The 26,760-nt window shown below is 68.7% G+C and carries 26 protein-coding genes; 15 read left to right on the forward strand and 11 right to left on the reverse strand.

Annotation, left to right across the window (positions count from 1 at the left end; translation table 11 throughout):
• On the forward strand, window positions 1-492 hold the full coding sequence (locus AACH06_RS00535; protein ID WP_341423633.1) for an aminoacyl-tRNA deacylase: 492 nt from the start codon (window positions 1-3) through the stop codon (window positions 490-492).
• Window positions 493-550: 58 nt separating this feature from the next.
• On the opposite strand, the gene AACH06_RS00540 is transcribed toward AACH06_RS00535, so the two are convergent.
• Window positions 551-2,827, reverse strand: a complete 2,277-nt coding sequence (locus tag AACH06_RS00540) for a hybrid sensor histidine kinase/response regulator (RefSeq protein WP_341423634.1) — start codon at window positions 2,825-2,827, stop codon at window positions 551-553.
• A gap of 191 nt (window positions 2,828-3,018) precedes the next feature.
• Between AACH06_RS00540 and plsY the strand changes: the two genes are divergently transcribed.
• Window positions 3,019-3,699, forward strand: coding sequence for a glycerol-3-phosphate 1-O-acyltransferase PlsY (gene plsY, locus AACH06_RS00545; RefSeq protein WP_341423635.1), 681 nt, complete (start codon window positions 3,019-3,021; stop codon window positions 3,697-3,699).
• A gap of 1 nt (window position 3,700) precedes the next feature.
• Entirely contained in the window at window positions 3,701-4,048 is a 348-nt protein-coding gene (locus AACH06_RS00550; protein ID WP_341423636.1) for a RidA family protein, read from the forward strand.
• Between the two features lie 239 nt (window positions 4,049-4,287).
• Here the strand turns inward: AACH06_RS00550 and AACH06_RS00555 are convergent, their stop codons facing one another.
• Window positions 4,288-4,926: an L-threonylcarbamoyladenylate synthase gene (locus AACH06_RS00555; protein WP_341423637.1), complete on the reverse strand. Its 639-nt coding sequence runs from the start codon at window positions 4,924-4,926 to the stop codon at window positions 4,288-4,290.
• Window positions 4,927-5,215: 289 nt separating this feature from the next.
• Here AACH06_RS00555 and AACH06_RS00560 point away from each other — a divergent pair, with 289 nt between their 5' ends.
• A complete protein-coding gene (locus tag AACH06_RS00560) occupies window positions 5,216-5,638 on the forward strand; it encodes a hypothetical protein (RefSeq protein WP_341423638.1) in 423 nt (140 codons plus the stop codon).
• 99 nt (window positions 5,639-5,737) lie between these two features.
• A complete protein-coding gene (locus AACH06_RS00565) occupies window positions 5,738-6,406 on the forward strand; it encodes an alpha/beta hydrolase (protein ID WP_341423640.1) in 669 nt (222 codons plus the stop codon).
• Window positions 6,407-6,448: 42 nt separating this feature from the next.
• Here the strand turns inward: AACH06_RS00565 and AACH06_RS00570 are convergent, their stop codons facing one another.
• A complete protein-coding gene (locus AACH06_RS00570; RefSeq protein ID WP_341423641.1) occupies window positions 6,449-7,207 on the reverse strand; it encodes a LytR/AlgR family response regulator transcription factor in 759 nt (252 codons plus the stop codon).
• Between the two features lie 2 nt (window positions 7,208-7,209).
• A complete protein-coding gene (locus AACH06_RS00575) occupies window positions 7,210-8,367 on the reverse strand; it encodes a sensor histidine kinase (protein WP_341423642.1) in 1,158 nt (385 codons plus the stop codon).
• A 154-nt stretch (window positions 8,368-8,521) separates the two neighbouring features.
• Here AACH06_RS00575 and AACH06_RS00580 point away from each other — a divergent pair, with 154 nt between their 5' ends.
• From AACH06_RS00580 to AACH06_RS00590, 3 genes are all read left to right on the forward strand, one after another.
• Window positions 8,522-9,910 carry a phosphomannomutase/phosphoglucomutase gene (locus AACH06_RS00580; protein ID WP_341423643.1) on the forward strand — a complete coding sequence of 463 codons (1,389 nt, stop codon included), beginning with the start codon at window positions 8,522-8,524 and terminating at the stop codon, window positions 9,908-9,910.
• 43 nt (window positions 9,911-9,953) lie between these two features.
• Window positions 9,954-11,279, forward strand: coding sequence for a 3-deoxy-D-manno-octulosonic acid transferase (locus AACH06_RS00585; protein ID WP_341423644.1), 1,326 nt, complete (start codon window positions 9,954-9,956; stop codon window positions 11,277-11,279).
• A 200-nt stretch (window positions 11,280-11,479) separates the two neighbouring features.
• Window positions 11,480-13,072 (forward strand): methyl-accepting chemotaxis protein, encoded by a 1,593-nt coding sequence (locus tag AACH06_RS00590; protein ID WP_341423645.1) that lies wholly within the window; start codon window positions 11,480-11,482, stop codon window positions 13,070-13,072.
• Window positions 13,073-13,107: 35 nt separating this feature from the next.
• Here the strand turns inward: AACH06_RS00590 and AACH06_RS00595 are convergent, their stop codons facing one another.
• On the reverse strand, window positions 13,108-13,956 hold the full coding sequence (locus AACH06_RS00595) for a glycoside hydrolase family 16 protein (RefSeq protein ID WP_341423646.1): 849 nt from the start codon (window positions 13,954-13,956) through the stop codon (window positions 13,108-13,110).
• 157 nt (window positions 13,957-14,113) lie between these two features.
• The gene (locus AACH06_RS00600) at window positions 14,114-14,482 is read right to left on the reverse strand and encodes a methylglyoxal synthase (RefSeq protein WP_341423647.1); all 369 of its coding nucleotides are present in this window, start codon (window positions 14,480-14,482) and stop codon (window positions 14,114-14,116) included.
• A gap of 171 nt (window positions 14,483-14,653) precedes the next feature.
• Between AACH06_RS00600 and AACH06_RS00605 the strand changes: the two genes are divergently transcribed.
• Genes AACH06_RS00605 through AACH06_RS00630 form a run of 6 tightly spaced genes read left to right on the forward strand, consistent with a single transcriptional unit; the run spans window position 14,654 to window position 20,581 of the window.
• Complete coding sequence (locus AACH06_RS00605) at window positions 14,654-15,745, forward strand: 3-oxoacyl-[acyl-carrier-protein] synthase III C-terminal domain-containing protein (protein WP_341423648.1); 1,092 nt, start codon at window positions 14,654-14,656, stop codon at window positions 15,743-15,745.
• Window positions 15,742-16,752 carry an NAD-dependent epimerase/dehydratase family protein gene (locus AACH06_RS00610; protein ID WP_341423649.1) on the forward strand — a complete coding sequence of 337 codons (1,011 nt, stop codon included), beginning with the start codon at window positions 15,742-15,744 and terminating at the stop codon, window positions 16,750-16,752. The genes AACH06_RS00605 and AACH06_RS00610 overlap by 4 nt, the downstream gene beginning before the upstream one ends.
• Window positions 16,730-17,536 carry an MBL fold metallo-hydrolase gene (locus tag AACH06_RS00615; protein ID WP_341423650.1) on the forward strand — a complete coding sequence of 269 codons (807 nt, stop codon included), beginning with the start codon at window positions 16,730-16,732 and terminating at the stop codon, window positions 17,534-17,536. Before AACH06_RS00610 ends, AACH06_RS00615 begins: the two co-directional genes overlap by 23 nt.
• A complete protein-coding gene (locus AACH06_RS00620) occupies window positions 17,536-18,831 on the forward strand; it encodes a F390 synthetase-related protein (protein ID WP_341423651.1) in 1,296 nt (431 codons plus the stop codon). Before AACH06_RS00615 ends, AACH06_RS00620 begins: the two co-directional genes overlap by 1 nt.
• Complete coding sequence (locus tag AACH06_RS00625) at window positions 18,828-19,448, forward strand: phosphatase PAP2 family protein (protein WP_341423652.1); 621 nt, start codon at window positions 18,828-18,830, stop codon at window positions 19,446-19,448. The genes AACH06_RS00620 and AACH06_RS00625 overlap by 4 nt, the downstream gene beginning before the upstream one ends.
• The gene (locus AACH06_RS00630; RefSeq protein ID WP_341424210.1) at window positions 19,445-20,581 is read left to right on the forward strand and encodes a sterol desaturase family protein; all 1,137 of its coding nucleotides are present in this window, start codon (window positions 19,445-19,447) and stop codon (window positions 20,579-20,581) included. The genes AACH06_RS00625 and AACH06_RS00630 overlap by 4 nt, the downstream gene beginning before the upstream one ends.
• Here AACH06_RS00630 and AACH06_RS00635 read toward each other — a convergent pair.
• The 4 genes from AACH06_RS00635 to AACH06_RS00650 form a co-directional block, all read right to left on the reverse strand.
• Window positions 20,556-21,575 carry a TRAP transporter substrate-binding protein gene (locus AACH06_RS00635; RefSeq protein ID WP_341423653.1) on the reverse strand — a complete coding sequence of 340 codons (1,020 nt, stop codon included), beginning with the start codon at window positions 21,573-21,575 and terminating at the stop codon, window positions 20,556-20,558. The genes AACH06_RS00630 and AACH06_RS00635 overlap by 26 nt on opposite strands.
• Before the next feature lie 77 nt (window positions 21,576-21,652).
• On the reverse strand, window positions 21,653-22,945 hold the full coding sequence (locus AACH06_RS00640; RefSeq protein WP_341423654.1) for a TRAP transporter large permease: 1,293 nt from the start codon (window positions 22,943-22,945) through the stop codon (window positions 21,653-21,655).
• 15 nt (window positions 22,946-22,960) lie between these two features.
• Window positions 22,961-23,479, reverse strand: coding sequence for a TRAP transporter small permease subunit (locus tag AACH06_RS00645; RefSeq protein ID WP_423221971.1), 519 nt, complete (start codon window positions 23,477-23,479; stop codon window positions 22,961-22,963).
• Complete coding sequence (locus tag AACH06_RS00650; RefSeq protein WP_341423655.1) at window positions 23,476-23,997, reverse strand: gluconokinase; 522 nt, start codon at window positions 23,995-23,997, stop codon at window positions 23,476-23,478. The genes AACH06_RS00645 and AACH06_RS00650 overlap by 4 nt, the downstream gene beginning before the upstream one ends.
• 169 nt (window positions 23,998-24,166) lie before the next feature.
• Between AACH06_RS00650 and gntR the strand changes: the two genes are divergently transcribed.
• Window positions 24,167-25,195, forward strand: coding sequence for an HTH-type transcriptional regulator GntR (gntR, locus tag AACH06_RS00655; protein ID WP_341423656.1), 1,029 nt, complete (start codon window positions 24,167-24,169; stop codon window positions 25,193-25,195).
• A gap of 353 nt (window positions 25,196-25,548) precedes the next feature.
• On the opposite strand, the gene AACH06_RS00660 is transcribed toward gntR, so the two are convergent.
• Window positions 25,549-26,757 (reverse strand): DUF1501 domain-containing protein, encoded by a 1,209-nt coding sequence (locus tag AACH06_RS00660; protein ID WP_341423657.1) that lies wholly within the window; start codon window positions 26,755-26,757, stop codon window positions 25,549-25,551.
• Window positions 26,758-26,760 lie beyond the last annotated feature (3 nt).

The following is a 26,760-nucleotide window of genomic DNA, read 5'->3' on the forward strand; positions in this document are numbered from 1 at the left end:
ATGGCGAAGAAGGACAAACACGTCAGCGAAACCCCGGCCACCCAGTGGCTCAAGGCCCACGGGGTGGCCTTCACGGAACATGTCTACGACTATGTGGACCACGGCGGCACGGCCGAGTCGTCACGCCAGCTGGGCCGGCCCGAGCACGAGGTGATCAAGACACTCGTGATGCAGGACGAGAAGGCCGAGCCGCTGATCGTGTTGATGCACGGTGATCGGCAGGTCAGCACCAAGAACCTGGCGCGGGCCATCGGCGTGAAGAGCGTCGAGCCGTGCAAGCCCGACATGGCCCAACGCCACAGCGGCTACCTGGTGGGCGGCACCTCGCCCTTCGGTACGCGCAAGGCAATGCGGGTGTATGTCGAGGCCACCGTGCTCGACCTGGCCGGCATCCTGATCAACGGCGGGCGGCGCGGCTACCTGATCGGCATCCCGCCGGCGGTGTTGACCGAGGTCCTCGGGGCTCAGCCGGTGAGCTGCGCATTGGCCTGACGGCCGCTGACGGCTGCTGACGGCGCCGCCTCGGGTGGAGAGCGCGGGCGCGCGCGGCTCAGCGGCCGTCCAGCCCGCCCGCCATCGTGGTGGTGGAGGACGCCATCACCGCGTCGATCTGGCGCAGCACCTCATCGAATGCCAGGGGCTTGGTCACATAGGCCCGCGCACCCGCTGCCAGAGCCGCGTTGACCGTTTCGTCCATCGCGTCGGCCGACACCATCACCACCGGCAACCTGCGCAGCCTGGGATCGGCCGCGAGCGTGGCCAGCAGATCGAGGCCGCGCCCGTCGGGCAGTTGCATGTCCAGCAGCAGCAGATCGGGCGCCTTGCTGCGTATCGATGCCAGGCCCTCGGCCAAGGTGCCGCAGACATCCAGCTTCAGATCGGGGCGACGCCCGACGAGCGCGGCCATCACCAAGGCGTTGACGGAATCGTCTTCGATGTAGAGCAGGCGGCGCTGCCGACCCTCAGCGGGCTCGGCGTCGTAGTACTCGGCCGCGTGCTCCAGCACTTCGCTGGGCGGCTGGGACATCGGCAAGATGACGATGAATTCGCTGCCGACGCCGGGGCGGCTGCGCACGTTCATGTGGCCCTGCATCAGTGACACCAGGGTGCGAGTGACCACCAGGCCGATGCCCGCGCCCGGCTTGCCGGAGGATTCGCGGCCCAGCCGGTTGAACGATTGGTACAGCCCATCGAGCTGGGTGCTCGTCATGCCCAGGCCGGTGTCGCGCACGATGATCTGCACCGTGTCGGGCGTGGTGCCGGGCTGGGCCCGCAGGCTCACCTTGCCGCCGGGCCGGTTGTACTTCACCGCATTGCTCAGCAGGTTGACCAGCACCTGCTCCACCCGCACCGGATCGGCATGCACCCAGCGGGCCGTGTCAGCGATCTCCATCGAGCAGCGCACCTGCTCATGCTCGGCGTCGGCCGCCACGAAGGCCATCGCGTCGCGCGCCAGCGGTGCCAGGTCCACCGGCCCCAGCGCGAGGCGCAGCCGGCCGGATTCGATGCGTGACAGGTCGAGCACATCACTGATCATGCCCGTCAGGTGCCAACCGGCGCGCTCGATCAACGCGACCCCTTCGCGCCGCTTGGGGTCGTTCTGCACGGCCGGGTCTTGCGCCAGCGATTGCGCAAAGCCCACGATGGCGTTCAGCGGGGTGCGCAACTCGTGGCTCATGCGCGAGAGGAACTCGGTCTTCGCCAGGCTCGCGGCCTCGGCGGCGGCGCGGGCCTGTTCGGCCGCGCGGGTGCGCAAGGCGTCGGAGATGTCCGAGACGACGACGATCCACACCACTTCGCGGGCGCCGCTGACAGGCGTGATCTGCGCCTGCGCCTCGAACGGCGGCGCGCTGGCGGGCTTGAGCGTCAGCCGGTCGGTGCGGGCCTCGCGCCTGCGCATGCGCTGCGACAGCCATTCGGCCAACTCGATGTCGCCGTTCAGCGTCTCGACCAGGGCGATGCCGGCCAGCGTTCCGCGACGCGAGAGGCCGTCCGGGGCCTGGCCCAGCAGCCGCGCGGCGGCGTCGTTGGCGTATCGAACGCTCATGGCGCCGTCGAGAGCCAACAGGCCATCGCGCAGCGAACCGAGAATGGCCGAGCGCTCGGTCAGGCCCTCGCGCAGTTGCTGCTCGGCGGATTCGCGGCGGCCCGTTTCGACGGCGCGCGCATCCAGGAAGCGGTTCAGGGCCTGGCTCAGCACCACGATCTCGTCGCCGGAGCCGTCGGGCGAGCCTTGTACCGGCAGACGGGCGGTGGGGTCATCGGTCTTCAAGTCACGCAGGTCGTGAACCAGCGCCAGCAGGCGGCGAATGACCAGCCGGTGCATCACCCACAACAGGCCGAGCGCGATGGCCACCACCTTGAGCAATTCCCACGGCAGCCGCTGCATTGCCCGGTGCTCGATCTGCGCGTCGATCTCGGCGAAGGATTCGCTGATGCGCAATGTGCCGATCGGCATCGGCCGGGCGGCCACCTTCAGCGGCATGTCTTCAGGCTCACTGCCCGGGGCGGGCTGAAACCCGGGGCGCGACACATCGACCAGCGCCTTGCCATCGTCCGCCAGCACCTGCACCCGCACGATGGCCCCGTCTCGCACCAGATTGCGTGCCAGCAGGTCGAGTGTGGCCAGGTCGTAGTTCCACAGTGCGAGGGCGATCGGCGGCGAGCTCAGCGCCAGGGCCGAATCGGCCCGCACATGGGCCGAACGGGTCAGTTCGCCCCGCTCACGCCACAGCTCGATGCCCCCCGCCAGCACGAACACCAGCACGGCAAACGCTGCAACCGACACCAGCATCCGCGTGACCAGTGACGAGTTAATGCGCAGCAAGCCTTCAGTCCCTCGGGTGTTTCTCAGGGTAGTGGGCGGTCCTGCCGGGCATCCGGCCGTCTGTCCAGCATACCCAAGCCCCGGGTTGCCGCCAATCCGTGCTGGCGTCGAGGTGGCGCCACGACGACGGGCAGGGGTGATGGACGCTTACACTTCGGCCCCGGCCCAGAGGCCGTTACGGTGAAATCGGGATGCTCTACCTGTACTCGTTGGCCGCCATCGTGGCCGCCTATCTGATCGGATCGCTGTCGTTCGCGGTCATCATCAGCCGGGTCATGGGTCTGTCGGACCCGCGGACTTACGGCTCGGGCAATCCCGGGGCCACGAATGTGCTGCGATCCGGCAACAAGGCCGCAGCGGTGCTGACGCTGGCGTTCGATGCCTTGAAAGGGTATCTGCCGGTGCTCGGCGCCTTCTGGGTGCAGCCCCGGCTGGGTTGGGGCGAGCTGACGATCGGGCTGATCGGCCTGGCGGCGTTTCTGGGGCACTTGTGGCCGATCTTCTTCCGTTTCCAGGGCGGCAAAGGCGTGGCCACCGCTGCTGGCGTGCTGTTGGCGCTGAACCCGCTGCTGGGCGCGGCCACGCTGGCCACCTGGGTGATCGTGGCGTTCTTCACCCGCTATTCGTCGCTGGCTGCCCTCGTGGCGGCCGCCTTCGCGCCGTTCTTCCAGTTGCTGAACTGGGGCGCCTCGGCCATGGTGCTGCCCATTGGCGTGATGAGCCTGCTGCTCGTCTGGCGGCACGAGGGCAACATCCGCAAGCTGCTGGCCGGCACGGAGTCGAAGCTGGGCCAGAAAGCCTCGCCTGCGGCCCCCGCCCCCGCGCCTGCCACTGGTCACCACGGCAAACACCATCACCACCGAAAGCATTGAGATGACGATCCAACGATTCGACGCCGGCCCGCGCATGGCGGAAATGACCGTTCACAACGGCGTGGCCTACCTGGCCGGCCAGATTGCCGAAGACGCTTCGCAAGACATCACCGGCCAGACGCGCCAGGTGCTGGGCGCCATCGATGCCCTGCTGGAGCGGGCGGGCAGCCACAAGACCAAGGTGTTGCGGGCTCAGATCTTCCTGGCCGACCTGGCGGACTTCGCGGCCATGAATGCGGTGTGGGAAGGCTGGGTCGTCCCTGGCCAGACGCCGGCACGGGCCACGGTGCAGGCCGCGCTCGCCAAGCCCGAGTGGAAGATCGAAATCGTCATCACCGCGGCCGTTTGACGGCGGAATCTTCTCTCGCGCCAGGCCCCGTCCGGGGCCCCAATCATCGCCGCGCGGCGGTGTAGGGCCGCCTCCGCCGATCGGCCTGACGCGGCCCTTTCAGCCTTCGCCAGCCTCTTCACCCGGGAGGGGCCTGTCGGAGGACCACGGGGCCGTGCCGACCTGCCTCAGCTCGCTGTGAGTGTTCACTGCGCGCCGGGCAGGCCCGGGAGGGCGGCCCCGGCGGCCGGCACCCGCGGTCAGTCGTCCAGTGGCGTCAGGCCGAGCAGGGTCACGTCGCCGCGCCCCTGTCGGACGATCACAGGTTCGTCGCCGCTCAGATCGATCACCGTGGTCGGCTGCATCGGGCAGGCGCCTGAATCCACCACCAGCTGCAACTGCTTCTGGAACCGCTCGCGGATGTCCTGGGGCTCGTTCATCGCCTCGTGCTCGCCCGGAGGAATCAAGGTGGTGGCCAGCAGCGGCTGGCCGAACTCGGCGAGCAGCAGCTGCAGCACCTTGTGCTCCGGCACCCGCAGGCCGATCGTGCGCCGCGACGGGTGCGACAAGCGTCGCGGCACCTCTTTCGTGGCCTCGAGGATGAAGGTGAACGGGCCGGGCGTGGCGTGCTTCAGCAGCCGGTACTGCCGGTTGTCCACGCGGGCGTAGGTGGCCAGCTCGGACAAGTCGCGGCACAGCAAGGTCAGGTGGTGCTTGTCGTCCACCTGGCGGATGCGACGCAGCTTCTCGGCGGCGCCCTTGTCGTCCAGATGGCACACCAGTGCGTAGCTGGAATCCGTGGGAACGGCGGCGACCCCACCGGCATGCAGGATCTGCGCAGCCTGCTTGAGCAGACGCGGCTGAGGGTTGTCCGGATGGACCTCGAAGAGCTGAGACATGGCGGAATTGTCTCCGCGCTGGCGCAGCCACGACGGTTGAATCGTGCGGGCGCGTTGCCAAGGCAACAAGCCGCTCGGTGGCAGGGGGAGGGGAGTGAGCATGGGCGGCGTGGCCGACGCTGGCGTGGCAGGCAGGCAGGCAGGTGGGCGAGTGCGGTCAGGCAAGCCGCATGCCGGCTTGGAATGGCGCACACTGGCGAGATCGACCCACGCGGATCGAATCGGCCGTCAACAGCGCGCCGGGTTCGTCCGTTGAGCGGTTTTCCCGACCATCCATCGAGGAGCTTTCATGACTCACACCACGCCTTCGATCGTCCGCCGCACCGCGGCATGCCTGTCCGCCAGCCTGCTGTTCACGCTGGGCGCCTGCTCCACCGCGCCGACCGACGCGGCCGACCAGCCCGCCAGCAACCCGCCGCTGGTGGCTGGCTGGCAAGAGCACACCAGCCCGCTGTACAACCTGGGCCCTGGCCCGACGGCGGGGACGACCGTCTGGATGGTGTCGGCGCTGTTGCCGCGAGGCAACTACCAGGTGATCAACCGGCAAGGAGATCGCGCCCGGCTGCTGGAAGGCCATCGGTTCGAAGTGGATGGCAGCATCAACAAGGAAATCCGGCTGATCCTGCCCTTCGCGTCGGGCAGCCTGGAGGCGATCGAAGAGAAGTACGTGGTCGCTCAAGCGTCCGTCAAGGGCAGCAAGGGCACTCCGTGAGTTGAGCCTGATCGCTGAGCCCGCGCGTGATCCTGTGCGCTCGCGGGCCGGTTTGCCTTGGCGCATGCCGGGCGCCGCCGCTGGCGCTATGCTGGCTGGATGGCACTTGAAACCCTCGAAGGCACCACCGGGCCGCACCCGGTGGTCAGCATCATCGTCCTGCATGGGCTGGGCGCTGACGGCAACGATTTCGTGCCGGTGGCGCAGCAGCTGGATCTGCGACCAGTCGGCCATGTGCGGTACATCTTCCCCCACGCGCCCGTCCGCGCCGTCACGCTCAACGGCGGCGCGCGGATGCGCGCCTGGTACGACATTGCGTCGCTGGAGCTGTCGCAGCGCGAAGACGAAACGGGCCTGCGACAGTCGCGGCTGGACGTTCAGGCGCTGATCGACCGCGAGGTCGAGCGCGGTGTGGCCGCCGAGCGCATCGTCCTGATGGGCTTTTCCCAGGGCTGCGCGATGACCCTGTTGACCGGGCTGCGTGCGCCGCAGCGCCTGGCGGGCCTGGTGGGCTTGTCTGGCTACCTTCCACTGGCGGCGATGACGGCCTCGGAACGCACGGCCGCCAACAGCCACACGCCGATCTTCATGGCCCACGGTCGCCACGATCCCATCGTGCAGCCGGCGCTGGGCACCATCTCCCGAGACGCCCTGCGCGCCCTGGGCCACGAGGTGGAATGGCATGACTACCCGATGGAGCACGCCGTCTGCGCCGAAGAGATCTCCGATCTGAACCGCTGGCTGCTGAAGGTGCTGGTGCCTGCTTGATCGGCTCAAGGGTCTGTCGGGGGCCCGGCAGCCGGCAGCCCGCTACATGGCCTTGAACAGGTGCACGTAGGCGCGGCTGACGGGCAGCTCATGGGCGTGGCCGCGCAGGCGCAGCCACAGGCGGCTGGCTTCGTCGCGGCGGGTGCTCTCGAGGTGGTCGAGGTTGATGAGCGTCGACCGATGCACCTGCCAGAACTGCTGTGCGTCGAGCTGGCTGGCCAGCTCGGTGATCGGGGTGCGGATCAGATGCTCGCGGGTGGCGGTGTGCACGCAGGTGTATTTGTCGTCCGCCTGAAAAAAGATCACGTCGGCCACGGGCACCTGGTAGGTCATCTCACCGGCGCTGGCGCGAATCCAACGCAGCGGAGTGGCGGTGGAGGTGGTGCCCGGCAGCAGTTGCTTCAGCGTGGCCGCCAGCCGGGCATCGGGTTCGGGCGGTGTGCTGTCGAGCGCGCCGCGCAGGCGTTGTATCGACCGGGACAGCCGCTCGGTGGTGACTGGCTTGAGCAGGTAGTCGAGGGCAGCCTGTTCAAACGCCTGCACAGCGAATTCGTCGTAAGCGGTGACGAACACGACGCGGGTGCGGCCCTCGATACCCTGCGCCACTTCCAGCCCGGTCAAGCCTGGCATGCGGATGTCCAGGAATGCCACGTCCGGTTGGTGCTGCTCGATCGCTGCGGCGGCTTCCAGGCCGTTGCGGGCCACGGCCACGACCTGCAGCTCGGGCCACAGTGAGGCCAGTTGCTCGCCGAGATAGCGGGCGAGGTGGGGTTCGTCGTCGGCGATCAGCGCGGTGGTCATCGTCAGTGGGATGGAGAGGTGGGGCAGGGGATCGTCAGGCTGGCATGCACGCCGCCTTCGGCGCGGTTGCTGAGCGACAACTGCGCTGCGTCGCCAAAGGCGGTGTGCAGACGCTCTCGGATGTTGGCCACGGCGGCGCCAGCACCGCCGCGGCGGCCTGGCGCAGGGTGGGAGGGAAGGCCCAGGCCATCGTCGATCACATCGATGTGCAGGCGGCCGTCGGCGAGGTGCGCGCGCACCAACACCTCGCCACCTTCTACCTTGGGCTCCAGCCCGTGGTGGATGGCGTTTTCCACCAGCGGTTGCACGACGACCGGCGGGATGGGCAGCGCCAGCAAGTCCGCCGGCACGTCCAGCCTCACCCGCAGACGGTCTTCCATCCGCATCGACAGCACGCGCAGGTAGGCATCGACCAGTGCCATCTCATGACCCAAGGTGTGGTCTGGGTTGCGCAAGCCCCCCAGCGATGCACGCAGGTAGTCGATGAACGACTCCAGCATCCGGCGCGCCCGGGTCGGGTCGGCGTCGATCAGTCCCACCACATTGGCGAGCGTGTTGAATAGGAAGTGCGGCTCGATCTGGCCTTGCAGCAGCCGCAGCTGGGCTTCGGCGGCGCGCCGGTTCGCCTGCTCCACCCGCGCCTTTCCACCGAAGTACAGGTACATCACCAGGCTGAACATCAGCGAAAAGACGATGAAGCCCAGGTTGATGGAGGGCGATGCACCGCCCATGTCGATCTGCGAAAAGCTCCGCCGCAGGATCCACACCGACAAGGGCCAAGCCAAGGCCACGCCCACGAGCGGGACGGCGATGAAGACGAGCGCCTTGCGGCCCTCGCTCAACCGATCGATACGCCGGCGATCGACGAGGTGGAACAGCAGCTCATACAAGCCTTGGATGGTGTAGCCGATGCACAGGCTGATGAACAGGCTGACGGACAGGTTCACCCGCAGCCATTCCCCCCAGAGCGCCGGATCTCGCCAGACCGCCCCGCGTGCGTACAGCGCGAAACCCACGCCGGTGAAGGCGAGCGCGCAGGGAATGGCGAAGAGTGCCGTCCAGACCAGCTGCAGCCAGTAGGGGCCCTGGCGCGGGCCGCCGGTGGACGCCCAACTGCGCCAGGACCGCTTGAGCAGCTCGGTGGACAGGCTCGAATTCATGGGCTGCAGTGTAGGCAGCGCCCTTGCCCGGGCGGCGCCGTGGCGCGACGGATCGACGGCTCGTGCGACGAATGGCCAGCCTGGCCCGCCGCTTGCATGTAACAGGCAGGAAACCCCGCCTGCCTACAATCCCGCCGCCAAGGAGAAAACACGCATGAAAGTAGCAGCTTCCGCATTCAAGGCTTACGACATTCGCGGCATCGTGGGCCAAGCCCTCGACGAGCAGTTCGCCGAGCATCTCGGCCGGGCCTTCGGCACCGAGGCCCTGAAGGCCGGTGAAAAGGCCGTGGCCGTGGGCCGTGACGGCCGCCTCTCGGGCCCGGGCCTGGCCGAGGCGCTGATGCGCGGCCTGGCGTCCACCGGGCTGGACGTGGTCGATCTCGGTGCCGTGACCACGCCGATCGTCTATTACGTGGCGGCGACCCGCTCGAAGTACGGCTGCTCCAGCGGCATCCAGGTGACCGGCAGCCACAACCCGAAGGACTACAACGGCTTCAAGATGGTCCTGGCCGGCCGGGCGATCTATGGCGAGGACATCCAGGCGCTGCGTCGCCGCATGGAAGCCGAGGACTACACCACCGGCAAGGGCCGCATCGCCTCGATGGACGTGATCCCCGAGTACGCCCACCGCATCACCAGCGACTGCAAGCTGGCGCGGCCGATGAAGATTGTTGTCGATTCGGGCAATGGCATTCCCGGCGCCACCGCACCGGCCATCCTGAAAGCGCTGGGGTGCGAGGTGATCGACCTGTACTCGAAGGTCGACGGTGATTTCCCGAACCACCATCCCGATCCCTCCAAGCCTGAGAACCTGGCCGACCTGATCAAGGTCGTGCACGCCACCGGCGCCGAGCTGGGCCTGGCGTTCGACGGCGATGGCGACCGCCTGGGCGTGGTCACCAAGGACGGCCAGATCATCTTCCCGGATCGTCAGATCATCCTGTTTGCCCGCGACATCCTCACCCGCGTCAAGGGCGGCACCATCATTTTCGACGTGAAGTGCAGCCAGCGCCTGGCGCCGGATGTGCGCGAGCACGGCGGCGTGCCGATGATGTACAAGACCGGTCACTCGCTGGTGAAGGCCAAGCTGAAGGAAACCGGTGCGCCGATCGCTGGCGAGATGAGCGGCCACATCTTCTTCAGCGAGCGCTGGTACGGCTTCGATGACGCGATGTACACGGCCGGTCGGCTGCTGGAGATCCTGTCGCGTTCGGACGACCCCAGCGCGGTGCTCAACGACCTGCCCACCAGCTTCAGCACGCCTGAGCTGAACGTGCCCTGCTCGGAAGGCGAGCCGCACGCCGTGATCGAAAAGCTGCGTGAGACCGCCAAGTTCCCGGGCGCCGAAATCGGCACCATCGATGGCCTGCGCGCCGACTACCCCGATGGCTTCGGCCTGGTGCGCGCCTCCAACACCACCCCGGTGCTGGTGATGCGCTTTGAAGGCCACACCGAAGAGGCCCTGCACCGCATCGAGAAGGACTTCATGACCGCCCTGCGTGAAGTCAAGCCCGACGCGCAATTCGCCGCGGCCGCCCACTGACCACGTCGCATGGGCCGCGGGATGCGGCCCTGATCGGCTGCCGATGAAAAGGGCGCTGGCCCGCGCCGCCTATTCGAGCCTGCTGCGCCTGGCCACACCGCTGTATCTGGCGCGGTTGTGGTGGCGCGGCCGGCGCGAGCCTGGGTATCGCCTGGCGCTGGGCGAGAGACTGGGCCGCGCGTCCGCGGCGGTGCGCCCGCCGGGGCCTCCACCACTGTGGGTGCATGCCGTGTCGCTGGGCGAGACCAGAGCGGCGGCCGCGCTGGTGGAGGCGCTGCGCGCTGCGCAGCCGGATCTTCGGCTCTTGCTCACCCACGGCACCGCCACCGGCCGTGCGGCGGGCGCGTCGCTGCTGCGTGCCGGCGACCAGCAAGCCTGGTTGCCCTATGACACCCCGGGTGCGGTGCGCCGCTTCCTTCGACACCATCGCCCTGCGTTGGGCGTGTTGATGGAAACAGAGATCTGGCCCAACCTGCTGCACGAAACCTCGCTTGCTGGCGTGCCGATGGTGCTGGCCAATGCGAGGCTGTCCGAGCGCAGCGCCGCCAAGGGGCAACGTTTGTCGGCCCTGTTGCAGCCGGCTGGCGAACGGCTGGCCGTGGCGCTGGCGCAGACCGAAGCCGATGCCGAGCGCCTGCGTGCAGCCGGGGTGCCGCGGGCCGATGTCTGCGGCAACTTGAAATACGACCTGCGACCGGACGAGGCGCAGCGCTCCGTGGGCCGCGCCTGGCGGGCGACGCTCGCCCGGCCGGTGATCGTGGCCGCCAGCACCCGCGAGGGTGAGGAGGCCGATCTGCTGGCCGCCTGGGTGGCGCTGCCCGCGCCGCGGCCGCTGTTGTTGCTGGTGCCGCGCCACCCGCAGCGCTTCGATGAGGTGGCTTCGCTCATCGACGCCCGGGGGTTGCGCCTCAGCCGCCGCAGCCTCTGGCCTGAACAGGGGCCCACGGCTGACGATCACCGGGCCGATGTGTGGTTGGGTGACACGGTGGGCGAAATGGCGCTGTATTACGGCGTGGCGGACGTCAGCCTGCAAGGCGGCAGCTTCAAGCCGCTGGGCGCGCACAACTTCATCGAGGCTGCGGCCTGCGGCTGCCCCGTCGTTCTCGGCCCCTCGGTGTTCAACTTTGCCGACGCAGCCGAGCAGGCCCTGGCCGCCGGTGCCGCGTGGCAAGAGCCCGACTGGCCCTCGGCCCTGGCTCGCGCGCAGGCGGTCTTGGCCGACGAGCCTGTTCGCCAACGGGCGGCCTGTGCTGCCGAAGCGTTTGCGGCGGTGCACCGCGGGGCGGCGGCCAAGATGGCGGCGCGCATTCTGGCCTTGTGGCCCACCCCGCGCCTGCAGCCGGGCCGCGGGGCGCCGGCCATCGGCTGAGAGCGCTGGCGTCTTTTGCTCGGGCGCTCCCGAAAGACACTCGCACCTCGCGCCAGGGAACCTGGTCGCTCAACCCGACGACCCGCTGCTGCCGGACAACGGGTCGATCAAGGCAGCGAATCCGGGCCTGTTGAATCGATCACACATGGGCAGCGTCACCGAGACTCTCCGCCAGTCCGCACTGGTGACGAATGGCACCCGTGCCCACGCCATCCCAGACCTCGGAGTTCCGCATGCCTCAGCTCAACATCGGCCAGAGACTGACCTTGGGCTTCGGCCTGGTGCTCGCGCTGCTGGCCGCCATCACGGTGACGGCGCTCGTGCGACTGAACATCTCGGCAGCGCAGGCCCGCGCCATGATGGACGTGCCGCTCACCAAGGAGCGCCTCGTCAGCGACTGGTATGCCACGGTGAATGCCGGCGTGCGTCGCACCGGCGCGATTGCGCGCAGCTCCGACCCGTCGCTCGTCGAGTTCTTCGCCGACGATGTCAAGGCGGCGAGCCAGACCTCCACTTCGCTGCAGAAGCAGATCGAAGGGTTGATCTCGACCCCGAAAGAACGCGAGGTGTTTGACCGCCTGGCGGCCACCCGCAAGACTTTCATCCAGGTGCGAGACGACATCACCGCGCTGAAGAAGGGCGGTCAGGCCGATGAGGCCCAGACCAAGCTGGAGAAAGAGTTTCGCCCGGCAGCCGACGCCTACCTGGCGGGCATGCTGAGCCTGCAAGCCCTGCAGCGCGAAGAGATCGACCGCCTCTCGGCCGAGTTGCGCGCCGACAGCGATGCCAGCGCCCGCTGGCTGACGGCACTGGGCGTCCTGGCGGGTGTGATCGGTGCCGCCGCCGCCTGGGTGATCGCACGAAGCATCACCGTGCCGCTGTCGCGGGCGGTGACCGTGGCCCGCCGCGTGGCCGAGGGCGACCTGACCCAGCGCGTGCAGGCCACCGGGCGTGACGAGCTGGCGCAATTGCTGGCCGCGCTGGGCCACATGCGTGACCGCCTGGCCGACGTGGTGGGCCATGTCCGCAGCAGCGCGGAGAGCGTGGCCTACGCCTCGCGGGAGATCGCCCAGGGCAATCAGGACCTGAGCCAGCGCACCGAACAGCAGGCCTCACACCTGCAGCAGACGGCTTCCACGATGGAGCAGCTCGGCGCCACCGCCCGGCAGACAGCCGATCAGGCGGCGCAGGTCAGCGACCTCGCGACCGGTGCCTGCGATGTGGCGGTGCGCGGTGGGGAGGTGGTGGACCGCGTGGTCCAGACGATGCAGACCATCCACGCCAGCTCGCAGAAGATCGGCGAGATCACCGGCGTGATCGATGGCTTGTCTTTCCAGACCAACATCCTGGCGCTGAACGCGGCCGTCGAGGCGGCCCGCGCCGGCGAGCATGGCCGCGGGTTCGCGGTGGTGGCCGGCGAGGTGCGCAGCCTGGCCCAGCGCAGCGCCCAGGCCGCGCGCGAGATTCGGCAGCTGATCACCAGCAGCGTCAGCCAGGTGGCCGAAGGCGCCACGCTGGTCGATCAGGCCGGCACGACGATGCGCCAGGTTGTCTCCTCGATCCAGTCGGTCAGCCAACTGGTGGGTGGCATCAGCGTGGCCAGTCGCGAGCAGAGCAGTGGTGTCAACCAGATCGGTCACACCGTGGCCGAGATGGACACGGTCACCCAGCAGAACGCCGCGTTGGTGGAGCAGGCCGCCGCGGCGGCGTCCAGCCTGGAGCAGCAATCACGCGACCTCGTGGCCGCGGTGAACGTCTTCCGCCTGGAAGGCTCGGCGCCCGGGGTGCGCTGAACACGGGACGCCGCCACGCGACGTGGCGCAGGTGCTCAGAGCGCCGATATGCGCACCCAGTCGATGTACAGGTGCATGGTGTCGAAGGCGTAGTCCATGCCCGGCCAAGGCGCAGGCCAGTTGCCCACCCACAGCGGCGCCTTGTGTGAGCTCACGTGCTTCACGGTGGAGGTCTGCAACACGCCGTCGACATACCAGTCGATCCGGCGCTGGCCCTTCTGCGTTTGCCAGTCCCACCGGAAGACGTGAAACTTCCCATCGAACGGGTCGACGGTCTTCGATGTCCAGTTGATGTAGGTGGCGTCTGAATCCTTGTCGGTGTGGCTCCAGGTGTTGAAGCCCAGCGTCTTGCGCCAGGTGGACCAGTCCGGCGGCGGGTTCATGTGCGCCGGCATCTCGATGTCGATCTCGGTGTACACGCGCCGGTCCGGCGGGTTCGGCTCGTTCGAGCTGTCGTAGTAGTTCCACATGCACGAGCAGCCGTGCGGTCCGGGCAGCGGCTTCATCCGCACTTCGTAGCGCCCGGCGCCGAACGACGCGGCGGTGATCAGAAGGCCACCTTGCCGCCGGGGCCCGGCGTGTTGGTCGCCATAGATCTTGGTATCGACCACCGAGACGAGGGTGCCGTTGTCGTTGTAGGTGCCCAGGCCGACGTTCTCGGGGCGCACCGGGAACTGGTGGGCGATGTCGGTGTTCCCGATGATCCACTTTTGGGTGTCGATCTTCGGGCCCTTGAAATCGTCGCAAAGCAGGTAGCTGCCGGCACACGGGTCGGCGGCCGGGGCCAGGGCGTCTGAGCTTTCGTCGGCGGAAGCCAGGCCGTGATGAGCGGCCAGCAGCAGGCCGGCCGTGACGGCCCAGCGGGATACGGGGTGGTTTCTCAAGGGTGTCTCCTCTCACGTCGAAGCGATCCGCTCAGACTCGCCCGCCTCAGTGCGACGACCGCGGTTCGCCGGCCGATTCTGAGGCGCGCTTCGGTGTGCCGCTTGAAGATATCTGCTGCGCGGCCGTGAGGAAGTGTGTCCCCAGGTAGCGGAGCGCCTATTCGACGATCAGGCCTTGCAGCAAGAGCCGAGCGCCTGAGAGGTTGGTGGCGCAGGGCACGTCATGCACGTCGCAGGCGCGCACCAGGGCGTTGATGTCGGGCTCGTGCGGCTGGGGGGTCATCGGATCGCGCAGGAAGATCACCGCATCGACCTCGCCCACCGCGAGCCGTGCGCCGATCTGCAGATCACCGCCCAGCGGGCCGCTCAACAGGCATTCGACGGCCAGGCCGACCTCGCGTTGCAGCCGGCCGCCGGTGGTGCCGGTGGCCATCAGAGTGCAGCGTGACAGCACCGCGTGAAACTGGCCGGCGAGCCGGACCATGTCGTCTTTCTTGCGGTCGTGGGCGATGAGGGCGATGCGCATGCGCGCAGTATCGCGCGTCGCGCTCGCCGTAGCGCCGCGTGATACCGGCCGGTGCGTGATGCGCTACCACCGTATGCCGGCGGCCCGCGTGAGCACCTTGGGGCCGAGCATGGTGCCCAGCCACCGCCGCGGTGGCTGAACCACACACCAGAAAGGCACGGTCAACCCGACATGTTTTCCCTCCTGCGGCGCGGTGAGGGCCGCGTGCAGTCAGCCCCGGTGGGGCGGATGGCATCGCCATCACCCGCATCACCGCTGACACTGGCCAGCCCCTCGGCTGCGCTCCTTCCGCTGAAGCTGCTCGCCACCGGCAAGGCGCTGCCTGCGCAGCTCATCCTGTCGAGCGATCTGGATCGCCAACTCCACCGCCCACCCGGCTGGGTACAGGACAAGTCCGGCGTGCGTTCACGCCACCATGCATGCGCCACCGACACGCAGTCGGGGCTGGCCGCCTTGGCCTTGCGCGACGCGATGGATCGAGGCGGCATCGATCCGGGCTCGATCGATTTGCTGCTGTCGGCCTCGGGTGTGCCCGAGCAGGCGCTGCCCACCACGGCTTGCCGCGTGCTGGAGCCGGCGGGCCTGTCTTCGGGCACGCCCGCGTTCGATGTGAATGCAAGCTGCCTGGGCTTTCTCGCTGCGCTTCAACTGGCGGCGGCGCTGTTGAACGCTGGCACGTACCGACGCATCGCGATCGTGGCGTCTGATCTGGCCTCCCGGGGCGTGGACTGGCGCGAGCCCGAAGCCTCGCTGATCTTCGGTGATGGTGCGGCGGCGGTGGTCGTCGAGCGGGGCGATGGGGACGTGGGCATCGAAGCCTATCTGATGCGAACGCACCCGCAGGGCAAGGCCTTGTGCGAGGTGCGGGCTGGCGGCACGCGCTGCACCCCGTCGAACGGCGCGCAGCCGGAGGATTTCCTGTTCCGCATGGATGGCAAGGGCGTGTTCCGGCTCACCTCGCAGGTCATCGGCGACTTTCTCGACGACCTGTTCGACCGGTGCCCGTTCGATCGCGACGACATCGACCTGATCGTGCCGCACCAGGCCAGCCACCTGGCGATGCAGCACATCCGCAAGCGCCTGCAGTTGCCGGCGTCGCGCGTGGTGGACATCTACGCCACGCACGGCAACCAGGTGGCGGCTTCGCTGCCGACGGCCCTGCATGAAGCGGCGGTCGGTGGGCGCTGGCGGCCCGGCATGCGGGTGCTGCTGATCGGCTCGGCCGCCGGCCTCACGCTGGGCGCCATGGTGCTGCACACATGATCCTCGTCACAGGGGCCACCAGTGGCCTGGGTCGCAATGCAGCGCACCTGCTGGCCCAGTCCGGCGCGCGGGTGCGCGCCACCGGGCGCGATGTGGTGCAAGGTGCGGCGCTGAAGCGCGCCGGCATCCCGTTCGAACCTGTCGATCTCGCCTGTGCGGACGATGCGTCGCTGAGTCGGCTGCTCGACGGCGTGCACACGGTGTGGCACTGCGCCGCGCTGTCGTCGCCTTGGGGGCGTGCGCGGGCGTTCGACGCAGCCAATGTGCGGGCGACGCAGCGGCTGGCGCAGGCTGCCGCGCTGCAAGGGGTGCGGCGCTTCGTTCACATCTCGACGCCGTCGATCTATTTCGACTACAGCCACCGCCACCAGGTGCCCGAGACCCACCGGGCCCAGCACCTCGTCAATCACTACGCCGCGAGCAAATGGCGGGCTGAAGAGGTGATTCGCGGGTTGGCACGGCGCCACGCGGCCACCACCTTCGTGATGCTGAGGCCGCGCGGCTTGTTCGGCCCGCACGACCGGGTCGTGCTGCCGCGCATCCTGCAGGTGATGGGGGCCCGCGGCGGCCGTCTTCCACTGCCGCGGGGCGGGCAGGCTCGCATCGACTTGACCTATGTCGAGAACGTGGTCCACGCGATGCGCTGCGCCACGACCGCTGCGGTGCCCTCCGGCAGCGTCTACAACATCACCAACCAGGAGCCCAGTTCGCTGGCCGAGGTGCTGGGCCACCTGCTGCGAGATGAACTCGGTCTGCCGCTTCGCATTCAGGCGCTGCCCTACGGCCTGATGGACGCCGCGGCGCGCGTTCAGGAAGCGTGTGCACGGGTGACGCGACGTGAGCCGATGCTGACGCGCTACGGGGTGGGTGCGCTGCAATTCGACATGACGCTGTGCCAGCAGCGCGCCTTGGACGAACTGGGGTACCGCCCGGTTCATGACATGGCCGACGGCATTCGACGAACAGCCCGTTGGTGGCGAGAGCATGGCGCGCATCACGGTCTTTGAAGCGGGGCACTGCACGCACCCGGGCTGTGTGGCTGTTCGGGGCGGGCGCTGGGGAGCCTGTGTCTTTCCCGCCAGGGCTTACCTCATTGAGGCGGGCGATACGCGCTGGCTGTGGGACACGGGCTATGCCAACCACTTCCACGATCACACGCGCTCGGGCGTCTTCGCCTGGTACCGCCGCGTGACACCGGTGGTGTTCGAGCCGCGACAGGCGGTGGTGGCCCAGCTGCGCGCAGCCGGGCTGGCCCCTCGCGATCTCACCGGCGTGGTGTTGTCGCACTTCCACGGGGACCACATTGCCGGGCTGCGCGACTGCCAGGGCACGCGCTTCATCTGCCACGGCGGCGGTTGGCAGGCGGTGCGGCGCCTGAGGGGCTGGCGCGCCCTGCGCCACGCGTTCGTGCCGGGGCTGATACCGGACGACTTCGAGGCTCGCGCGGCCGCGGTGGAGAGCTTCGAATCCATCGCGCTGCCAGCCAGCCTGTCGCCTTTCTGCGAGGGCTGGGCCCTGCCCGGTACCGGCGGCGAAGTGGTGGTCGTGGAGCTGCCAGGTCACGCCGCGGGCCACTTGGGGGCCTTCGTCGACACCCCGCAGGGCTGGGTGCTGCTGGCGTCGGATGCCGCGTGGTCGCCCCGGAGCTACCGCGAGGGCGTCGGCCCATCGCGCCTGGCCCACCTGATCATGGACGACAGCCGCGCCTACGAAAACACCCTGCATCGCCTGCAACGCCTGCATCAGGGCGGGCATGCACGCATCTGGCTGACCCACGAGGGAGATTGTTGATGGACCTGTGGCACCTGCACAGCCTGTTGCGCAGCCACGCCCGCGCCCGGCGCATGCGCTGGGGTGACCGTGCTGCGCTCGAGCAGCACCAGGCACGCGGCCTGGCGCGCTTTGCCGCTCACGTGCTGCCCCGCAGCCCGTACTTTCGCGCGGTGTGTGATCGCCCCATCGCGCAGTGGCCGACGATGGACAAGGCCACGATGATGCGGCACTTCGACAGCATGAACACCGCCGGACTTCGTCTGGACGAGGTGCTCGCCTGCGCCTTGCGCGCCGAAACCAGTCGCGACTTTCGTCCCTCGATCGGGCGGCACAGCGTGGGCTTGTCCTCTGGCACCTCGGGTGGGCGCGGGGTGTTCGTCGTGAGCCGCGAAGAGCAGGCGCAGTGGGCCGGTGTGATGCTCGCCAAGCTGCTGCCGCGCGGGCTGTGGCGGCGCGAGCGCATCGCGTTGTTCCTGCGCGCCAACAGCAACCTCTACACCTCGGTGCGCACGCCGTGGTTGTCGTTCCAGTTCTTCGATTTATTGCAGCCCTTCGACACGCTTCTGGGCCAACTCGAGGCCTACCGGCCCAGCATTGTGGTGGCACCCGCGCAGGTGCTGCGCAGCCTGGCCTTGGCCCGGCAGACCGGCCGTGTCAGCGTGACCCCTCGGCGTGTCATCTCTGCGGCCGAGGTGCTCGACCCGATGGACCGCGCGCTGGTGGGGGCCGTCTTCGGCGAGCCGGGTGAGATCTATCAGGCCACCGAGGGCTTTCTCGGGTCGACTTGCCCGCACGGCGTGATGCATCTGAACGAGGAGTTTCTGCACATCGAACCGCAATGGATGGACGCGGACCGTTTCCAGCCGCTGATCACCGACTTCACCCGCTGGACCCAGCCGATCGTGCGGTACCGGCTCGACGACGTGCTGGTGCGGCGCGCCGAGCCCTGCCGCTGCGGCAACCCGGCGATGGCCATCGAACGCATCGAGGGCCGCTGCGATGACATGCTGCTGCTGCCCGGGCGTGCAGGCGGGCGCGTGACCGTTTTCGCCGATGCTTGCGCGCGCGCGATCGCGCAGGCCCTGCCGCTGGAGGCCGACTACCGCCTGTGGCAGACCGGCGCCGAGGCGCTGCGGCTGCACGTGGCCGGCGGAGGCGCGGCCCTGGCCCGCTGCCAGGCTCGGTTGGCCGAGGCGCTGGACCAGCTCGGCGTGGCGGTGGCCGGACTGCGCTGGACGCTGTGCCCCACGCTGCCGCCGAACGACTTCACCACCAAGCGCCGGCGCATCCTGCGCCTGAAGGAGGCGGTGTGACGGCCGGCGGGTGGATGCGCGTGAGGCACATGGCCTGGGGCTGGGGCAGCGTGGGCCTCGCTTATGCGTGGGCCGCCTGCTGGCCATTGCAGGGTCTGAGGTTGGGCGAAACCGCGATCGATCGGGTCATCGCTTTTGACCCCCAGGGCGTGTGGATCTATCTCTCGTTCTTTCTGCTGGTGCCAGCTGCGTTTCTGTGTGGCGATGCGCGTCGGCTGCCCGGGCTGTGCCGGTCGATGCAGATGTGTGCGGCGGTCGCGGCGATCGCGTTCGTCGCCTACCCGACGACCCTGTCGTATCCGGCCGTGACGGGCTCGGGCTGGAGTGACACCATGCTTCGATTCGTGATGGCGCACGACAGCCCCCGCAACTGCCTGCCCTCGCTGCATGCAGCGCTCACCGTGCTGTCGGTGCTGTGTCTGTGTGAGGCGCGGCGCCCGGCGCGCAGCATGGCGATCGCGGCCTGGGGCCTGCTGATCCTGCACGCCATCGTGCAGACGCGGCGCCACCTCGCCTGGGACGTCTCGGCTGGCTTGCTGCTCGGCATGGCCAGCGCGCGGTGGGCGCAGGGGTCGCGGCCGCTGCGCGCGCTCACAGGAGGTGCCGCGTGGCGATGAACGACTATGCATGGCCGCTGGCACTGATGGTCTTGCTGGTGGTCGGCGATGCGTGGTGGCTGAGACGGCAGGGGCGCGCCGCACCGCCGTGGCACGACGTGGTCTTCAACCTGAACTCCGGTCACGTCCTGCTCTGGTGGTTTCGCGGCTTGGAGGTGGCGGGCTATGCCTGGCTGTCGCAGCATGTGAACCTGGGGTGGCTGGAGGCCTGGCCGCGGTGGGCGGTGTGGTCGTTCACCTTCATCGCCTGGGACTTCTGCTTCTACTGGGAACATCGGCTCCACCATCGCTGGGCGCCGCTGTGGGCGGTGCATGTGGTGCACCATGAGGGCGAACACTTCAATTTGTCTCTGGGGGTGCGCAACTCCTGGTTCTCGTCCGCCACCTCCTTGCCGTTCTTTGCCGGCCTGGCGATGGTGGGCGTGCCCCTGACGGTGTTTCTGGTGGTCTCGGGGGCGCACTACTCGATCCAGTTCTGGAACCACTGCGGCAGCGTGCCGCGCTTGGCCTGGTTGGACCGCTGGCTCGTCACCCCGTGGAACCACCGCATCCACCATGCCGCCAACCCGGAGTACCGCGACAAGAACTTTGGCGGCACGCTGCGACTGTGGGATCACCTGTTCGGCACCGCACAAGACGAACTGCTGCAGGTGCCCGTGCGGTATGGGGTGGACGGTGCGACGCCTGGTGTCGATCCGGTGCGCGCCAATCTGGCGCCGTTCTGGCGCTGGATCACCGGGCGCGAGGGTCCGGTACCGCGCCAACGTGAGACCGCCCGTCTCCCAGCGGCGCGCGAAGGGTGGGTGCTGACGGGTGGCCTCGTGTTGTTTGCGCTGGTGATTTACCACGTCTACCGCGAAGGCCGCTGGCCGCCCGGGCAGCAGGCGTGCCTGTTCGCGGCCTTGTGGCTGGGCACGGTGGCGCTCGGCGGTCTGTCAGAAGCCCGAGCCTGGGGCCGGACCGCCTGGATGGCGGTGGCGCTGGGAACGCCGCTGCTCTTCGTGGCCGGATTCGGCCTGCGCGATCCACTCGGCGTGGCCGTGCTGGCCGCTTTGGCCCTGCACGGCGTGGGCACCGGCACCGTGGGTGCCGGGCCGGGTTCGGCGCTTACTTCCCGCCACGGATCTTCGTGAGCTCGGCCTGGGTCTCGTTCCAGAGGTCCATGCCCACATTGGCGGCGATGCTGGCGTTGACGCGGGTCAGGCGGTCACGCATGCGGGCCGATTCGGCCGGCGTGAGCTCGTTGATCTGCATGCCCTTGGCCTTCAGGTCGGCCAGCGCGCGGCCGGCTTCGTCGCGCGTGTCCTTGCGCTCGAAGTCGCGGCTGGCGCTGGCGGCGTCCTGAAGGATCTTCTGCTCGGTCTTGGACAGGCCGTCCCACCACTTCTTGCTGACCAGCACGATCCACGGGCTGTAGACGTGGTTGGTCACCGACAAGTACTTCTGCACCTCGTAGAACTTGCTGGAGAGGATGGTGTTGAAGGGGTTCTCCTGCCCATCGACCGTGCCCGTTTCCAACGCGCTGAAAAGCTCGGAGAAGGGCAGGGGAACGGCATTGGCGCCCAGCGTCTTGAAGCTTTCAAGGAACACGTTGTTCTGCATCACCCGCAGCTTGATGCCATTGAGGTCTTCGAGCTTGGAGACCGGGTGCTTCGAGTTCGTCAGGTTGCGGAAGCCGTTTTCCCAGTAGACGAGGCCGACCAACCCCTTCTCGGGCAGCTTGGCCATCACCTTCTGGCCGATGGGCCCGTCGAGCACGGCGTCTGCCTCTTTCACGCTGTTGACGAGGAAGGGCGTGTCCCACAGCGCCATTTCCTTGGTGATGCCAACGAGCGTGGCGGTGGAGCCCACCATCATTTCCTGCGCGCCGCCGATGAGGGCTTGCTGCATCTGGGTGTCCGGCCCGAGGGCGGCGGCGCCGATCGCGCGCACCTTCATCTTGCCGCCGGAGGCCTTCTCCACGGCGTCGGCGAAGACCTTCACCGCCCGCCCTTGGTTGCTCTGTTCGTTCAGGCCGTAGCCGAAGCGGATCAATCGCGGCTTGATGTCTTGTGCCAGGGTGGCGAGCGGCGCGCAGGCCAGCATCGTGGCGGCGGCGGCAGCGAGAAGGCGGCGGGTGGTGTTCATGGTTGTCTCCTGGGGTAATGCAAGGGGAGCTTCAAGGACAGGGGCACGGGGCAGGGTGCTGGGAAGTGGGGCGGCGCTCAGCGCATCCATGCCACCGGTGCGGTGACCAGAGACGGGAACACGACGAACACCACGAGGATGAGCAGGTAGACGAGCAGGAACGGGTTGACGCCCTTGATCACCTGGTGAAGCGAGAGCCGGCCCACACCGGCGACGACGTTCAGCACCGTGCCCACCGGCGGCGTGATCAGACCGATCGCGCCGTTGAGCACGAACATCAGGCCGAAGTACACCGGATCGATGCCGGCCTTCACCGCGATCGGCAGCATCACCGGCGCAAAGATCAGGATGGTCGGCGTGAGGTCGAGCGCGGTGCCGATGACCACCAGCGCGATCATCATCACCGCCATCAGCAGGCGCGGGCTGTTGACCAGCGGGCCGAGCCAGCCGGTGAGCACGCCGGGCAGATCGGCCAGCGTGATCATGTAGCTGGCGACCTGGGCGCCAGCGCAGAGGAACATCACGATCGAGGTGGTCTTGGCGGCGCGCACCAGCACGGGCTGGATGTCGCCCAGCGACATCTCGCGGTGCACGAACAGCGCGATGACCAGGGCGTAGAACGCGGCCACCACCGCGGCCTCGGTCGGCGTGAACACGCCAGACTTCATGCCGCCGATGATGATCACCGGCATCAGCAACGCCCAGAACGCCTGAGCCGTGGCGCGCAGCCGCTGCTTCATGGGCAGGGGCTGGCCCTGCGGCAGCTCAATGCGCCGAAGCACCCAGCGCCAGGCGGCGATCAGCCCCGCCCCCATCAGCAGCCCCGGCACGATGCCCGACACGAACAGGGCTGAGATCGAGGTGTTGGTGGTGACGCCGTAGATCACGAACGGCATCGACGGCGGGATGATCGGCGCGATGATGCCGCCCGAGGCCAACAGCCCGGCGGAGGTGTTCATCGGGTAGCCCTGCTGGCGCATCATCGGCAGCAAGATGGTGGCGAGCGCGGCCGTGTCGGCCAGCGCCGAGCCGCTCATGCTGGCCATCAGCACCGCGGCGCCGATGGCCACGTAGCCGAGTCCACCACGGATGTGGCCGACCCAGGCCTGCGCCATGTCGATGATGCGGCGGCTGATGCCCCCCGTGTTCATCAGTTCACCGGCCAGGATGAAGAAGGGCACGGCCAGCAGCGGGAAGCTGTCGATGCCGGCGACCAGGTTCTGCGCCAGCAGCTGGGTGTCCCAGAAATCGAGGGCCCATGCCATGCCGGCGCCGGTGAGCACCAGGGCGAGGGCCATGTTCATGCCGATGCCCATGAGCACCAGCATGCCGGCGGAAAAGACGATGAAGGCGAGTGCTTCGGCAGACATGAGGCAGGCTCCGACCTATTCGACGTCGGCGCCGTGGCCCAGGTCGAACGGGGCGCGCCGCACCAGCTCGACCAGCGCCATCACGCCGATGGCCACGGCGCTCAGCAGTGCCGGCAGAGGCAGCAGTGCCGTGGGGTAGTTCAAGACGACCGAGTGGCTGTCCAGCCCGACGACGACCTGCTGCCAGGCGCCCCAGGCGATCAGGCCGCACGCCAGCACGACCAGGGTGCGGATCAGCATCGCAGCAGCCTGCATGGCGGCGGGGCGTGTTCGCAACAGACCTACCAGGCTGGTGAAGGCCATGTGTTCGCCGGCCGGGTAGGCCGCGGTGGCGCCGATGAAGACCATCCACACGAACAGCAGGCGCGACAACTCTTCGCTGGCCGCGATGCCGCTGCCAAAGCCATAGCGCAGCACCACGTTGACGAAAACAGCGAGCGCCATCACGCCCAGGCAGGCGGCCATCGCGGTGTGGGCCGCACGCACGGCACGCGATGGCGTGGCTGCGGGGGAGGAGGAGGAAGGGTGGTTCATGGTGTCTCCGCGGAAGGGGCCTGCTCGGCGTCGAGCCACTGGCAGACCGCGTCCTGCAGCTGGGGCAAGGGCAGTTCCGCGTCGAGCCGCAGCACACCGGGCTCACCGTCGGGCCGCTCCAGCGTGGCGAACTGGTTGTCGACCAAGCTCGCCGAGAAGAAGTGCGCCGCTCCCCGCGCCGACACACGCTGCAGCGCGGCCTCTCGAGGGATGTCGAGGAAGACGAAGTGCAGGCCGGGCGAAGCGCGGCGCAGGCGGTCGCGGTAGGCCCGCTTGAGCGACGAGCAGGTCAGCACCACCGGCAGCGGTTGGCGGCCCAGCTCGTCGGCCAAGGCGTGCAACCAGCCGTCGCGGTCGGCGTCGGTCAGCGCGATGCCCTGGCTCATCTTGGCCCGGTTGGTGCTGCTGTGGTGGGCGTCGCCTTCCACGAAGCGGGCCTTCAGCAACCCGGCCAGGCCTGCGCCGAGGCTGGACTTGCCGCAGCCCGAGACGCCCATCACCACCAGGGAGTGATTCATGTTTGGATAGCGCTATCCGAGTGAGTTCAAAAAATCGGCAAGGGGCGAGAGGCTGCATGCTCCTGGGCGTTCAGCGATATCGCCCAGGGAAGAGCCGGCTTGCGCATCCATGCCGGATAGCGCTATCCTATTCATCGTCCGAAACCCGCCTATTCGTGCTAACCCGTAGATGACCGCCGCCCCACCCCGTCGCCGCGCCAGTGGCCGCGTCACGCTGGACGATGTCGCCCGCGCCGCCGATGTGAGCCCGATCACCGTCTCGCGAGCACTTCGGGGTGAGCGTGCGGTCGATCCCGCGCTGGTCGCGAGGGTGCGCGAGGCCGCCGATCGATTGGGGTATGTGCCGGATCCGGCGGCCCGCGCTCTGGCCTCGCGCCGCAGCACCCACGTGGCGGTGCTGATCCCGATGCTGTCCAACGCGCTCTTCGTCGACCTGATCGAGGCCGTGCAGCGCACCCTGCGCCCGGCGGGCTACCAGGCCCTGATCGGCGTGACGCACTACGACGACACCGAAGAGGCGGTGCTCTTGCGCGAACAGCTGCTGCACCGGCCGGCGGGCCTGCTGGTGACCGGCATCGACCGGCCCGCGGCCACCCGCTCGCTGATCGCCCAGGCCGGCGTGCCTTGCGTCCACATGATGGACCTGGCACCGGCGGATGCGGGCCTGTATAGCGTGGGCATGTCGCAGGCCGAGGCGGGCGCGGCCATGACCCGCCATCTGCTGGCGCGTGGCCACCGTCGGGTGGCGTTTGCCGCGGCACAACTCGACCCACGTACGTTGCAGCGGCTGCAGGGATGGCGCCGCGAGCTGACCGCCGCCGGTCTCTACGAGCCTACGCTCGAATGGCTGAACCCGGCGCCCTCATCCATCGCGCTGGGCGGGCGCATGTTCGAGCAGGTCATCGGCCAGCGGCCCAGCATCGATGCGGTGTTCTTCTGCAACGACGATCTGGCGCAGGGAGCGCTGCTCGCCGCCGTGCGGCACGGCATCCGCGTCCCCGACGACATCGCCATCGCCGGCTTCAACGACCTCACCGGCAGCGACCAGATGGTCCCGCCGCTCACCACCGTCCGCACCCCGCGCGCCGAGGTGGGCGCCGCCGCCTCGGTGATGCTGCTGGCGCTGATGCGCGGCGAGCACGTCGAGCGGCCGGTGGTCGACCTGGGGTTCGAGCTGGTGCCACGGGGGAGCGTGTAGCGCCGATCTGCGCTGCCATCCATCGGCCGCATCGCTTGCTTTGGGGGCGCCGGCGACACCCGCGACGCCTGTCAGATCACGGTCGAGACACCGCTCGGCACGTCACCGGTGGTGCGCATCAACTGGTGGCACAGATCATCCAAGCTGGGATCAGCGCTCAATTGCTGCGCGGCGCTCTGGCACGCCCGAGCGAATGTCGGTGAGTCCAGCAATTGGCCCAATGCGCGCTGCAGACGTTGAGGGCGCAGCCGCCGTGACGGCGGGGAGCCATCGCCCACACCGTGGTATCGGCGGCTTGCCGCCTGTCTCCAGACTCAGCTCTTCAGGTAACGACGGCTTCACGCTTCACTGGACTACCCCCTGACCAACTGCGGCAGCTTCATGCCCTCAGTCCCGGGGAAGACATCTTTCTCCAAAGGGCGGCTGGCGATGCGCAGGTGGTCGGCCATGACGCTTTTGAACACGGCGCGCAGGTCGGTGGTGATCTTCAGGTCGCGGCCTTCGTAGCGGTCTTTCTTCGCCAGACCGGGCCAGTCGGCCAGCACCTTGCCCCCTTGCACGGCCCCGCCCAGCACGAAGGCGGCACCCCCGTTGCCGTGGTCGGTGCCCCGGGTGCCGTTGATCGCCACCTCGCGGCCGAACTCGGTGGCCACGACCACCACCGTGCGGCGCCAAAGGCCCTTGCCATCGGGGGCGCTGAGCATCTCGTGCAGCAAGCCCAGGCTTTCGTCGAGCTGCTGCAGGTTGGTCTGGAAGATGCTCTTTTCGTTGCTCAGGTTGGCGTGGCTGTCCCAGCCCCCTTGCTCCAGCATCACGATCTGCGGGCCCTTGGGCTGCAGCAGGAATTCGGCGGCCTTGCGCGTCATCGCCGGCAGGTTGCCCACCGGCCGGGCGCCCGCCATGCCGATGGACTCGCTGCTGGCGGGCATGTCACTGCGCAGGCTCTGGGCTCGCATCAGGGCGTTGGCCAGCGCAGGGTCGTTGGCGTACACGCGTGACAGGCGGGCGATCAGGTCGGCCGACGGGTCGGGCAGTGTCGACGGGGCCCAGGTGTCCACATCCTTCGGGCCGCGCATCAGCAAGGGCACGGCGGTCGACAGGGCCATGCCGGGCTGCCCGGCCGCTGCCAGGCCGCGGCCGAGCCAGCCTGAGGCCATTTGGTACGGCCGCTCGCCGCCACCTTCGAGCACGTTCTGCGCATCGAAATGCGACCGATCGCGGTAGGGCAGGCCCGCCGCGTGCACGACCACCAGCTCTTCGCGGCCCCAGGCCGCATGCAGCTTGGTGAAGCCCGGGTGCAGAGCGAAGGGGCCGCTGAGCGGCAAGGGCGCACTGGTGTACTGCGCCAGCGCGCCCCGGGCGTCGGCGAAGTCGGGGTCGCCGATGGCCGGTACGGTCCACAGGCCGTCCATGCCGCCGCGCAGGATCACGACGACGAGCCGCGGATCATTCGCCGAGGCACTGCCGCCCATGGCCAGCGAGGCCCAGGAGCCGGTGGTGGCCGCCGCGCCGGCGGCCAGGGCGCCGCGCAGCCAGGAACGGCGATTCAAGGTGGGATGCATGGC

The sequence above is a fragment of the Ideonella lacteola genome (assembly GCF_038066555.1).
Taxonomy (GTDB): Bacteria; Pseudomonadota; Gammaproteobacteria; order Burkholderiales; family Burkholderiaceae_C; genus Ideonella; species Ideonella lacteola.

Coding starts and splice junctions, on each gene's coding strand:
- AACH06_RS00535 (WP_341423633.1), top strand. CDS start 1: ATGGCGAAGAAGGACAAACACGTCAGCGAAACCCCGGCCACCCAGTGG.
- plsY (WP_341423635.1), top strand. CDS start 3,019: ATGCTCTACCTGTACTCGTTGGCCGCCATCGTGGCCGCCTATCTGATC.
- AACH06_RS00550 (WP_341423636.1), top strand. CDS start 3,701: ATGACGATCCAACGATTCGACGCCGGCCCGCGCATGGCGGAAATGACC.
- AACH06_RS00555 (WP_341423637.1), bottom strand. CDS start 4,926: ATGTCTCAGCTCTTCGAGGTCCATCCGGACAACCCTCAGCCGCGTCTG.
- AACH06_RS00560 (WP_341423638.1), top strand. CDS start 5,216: ATGACTCACACCACGCCTTCGATCGTCCGCCGCACCGCGGCATGCCTG.
- AACH06_RS00565 (WP_341423640.1), top strand. CDS start 5,738: ATGGCACTTGAAACCCTCGAAGGCACCACCGGGCCGCACCCGGTGGTC.
- AACH06_RS00570 (WP_341423641.1), bottom strand. CDS start 7,207: ATGACCACCGCGCTGATCGCCGACGACGAACCCCACCTCGCCCGCTAT.
- AACH06_RS00575 (WP_341423642.1), bottom strand. CDS start 8,367: ATGAATTCGAGCCTGTCCACCGAGCTGCTCAAGCGGTCCTGGCGCAGT.
- AACH06_RS00580 (WP_341423643.1), top strand. CDS start 8,522: ATGAAAGTAGCAGCTTCCGCATTCAAGGCTTACGACATTCGCGGCATC.
- AACH06_RS00585 (WP_341423644.1), top strand. CDS start 9,954: ATGAAAAGGGCGCTGGCCCGCGCCGCCTATTCGAGCCTGCTGCGCCTG.
- AACH06_RS00600 (WP_341423647.1), bottom strand. CDS start 14,482: ATGCGCATCGCCCTCATCGCCCACGACCGCAAGAAAGACGACATGGTC.
- AACH06_RS00605 (WP_341423648.1), top strand. CDS start 14,654: ATGTTTTCCCTCCTGCGGCGCGGTGAGGGCCGCGTGCAGTCAGCCCCG.
- AACH06_RS00610 (WP_341423649.1), top strand. CDS start 15,742: ATGATCCTCGTCACAGGGGCCACCAGTGGCCTGGGTCGCAATGCAGCG.
- AACH06_RS00615 (WP_341423650.1), top strand. CDS start 16,730: ATGGCGCGCATCACGGTCTTTGAAGCGGGGCACTGCACGCACCCGGGC.
- AACH06_RS00620 (WP_341423651.1), top strand. CDS start 17,536: ATGGACCTGTGGCACCTGCACAGCCTGTTGCGCAGCCACGCCCGCGCC.
- AACH06_RS00630 (WP_341424210.1), top strand. CDS start 19,445: ATGAACGACTATGCATGGCCGCTGGCACTGATGGTCTTGCTGGTGGTC.
- AACH06_RS00635 (WP_341423653.1), bottom strand. CDS start 21,575: ATGAACACCACCCGCCGCCTTCTCGCTGCCGCCGCCGCCACGATGCTG.
- AACH06_RS00640 (WP_341423654.1), bottom strand. CDS start 22,945: ATGTCTGCCGAAGCACTCGCCTTCATCGTCTTTTCCGCCGGCATGCTG.
- AACH06_RS00645 (WP_423221971.1), bottom strand. CDS start 23,479: ATGAACCACCCTTCCTCCTCCTCCCCCGCAGCCACGCCATCGCGTGCC.
- AACH06_RS00650 (WP_341423655.1), bottom strand. CDS start 23,997: ATGAATCACTCCCTGGTGGTGATGGGCGTCTCGGGCTGCGGCAAGTCC.
- gntR (WP_341423656.1), top strand. CDS start 24,167: ATGACCGCCGCCCCACCCCGTCGCCGCGCCAGTGGCCGCGTCACGCTG.
- AACH06_RS00660 (WP_341423657.1), bottom strand. CDS start 26,757: ATGCATCCCACCTTGAATCGCCGTTCCTGGCTGCGCGGCGCCCTGGCC.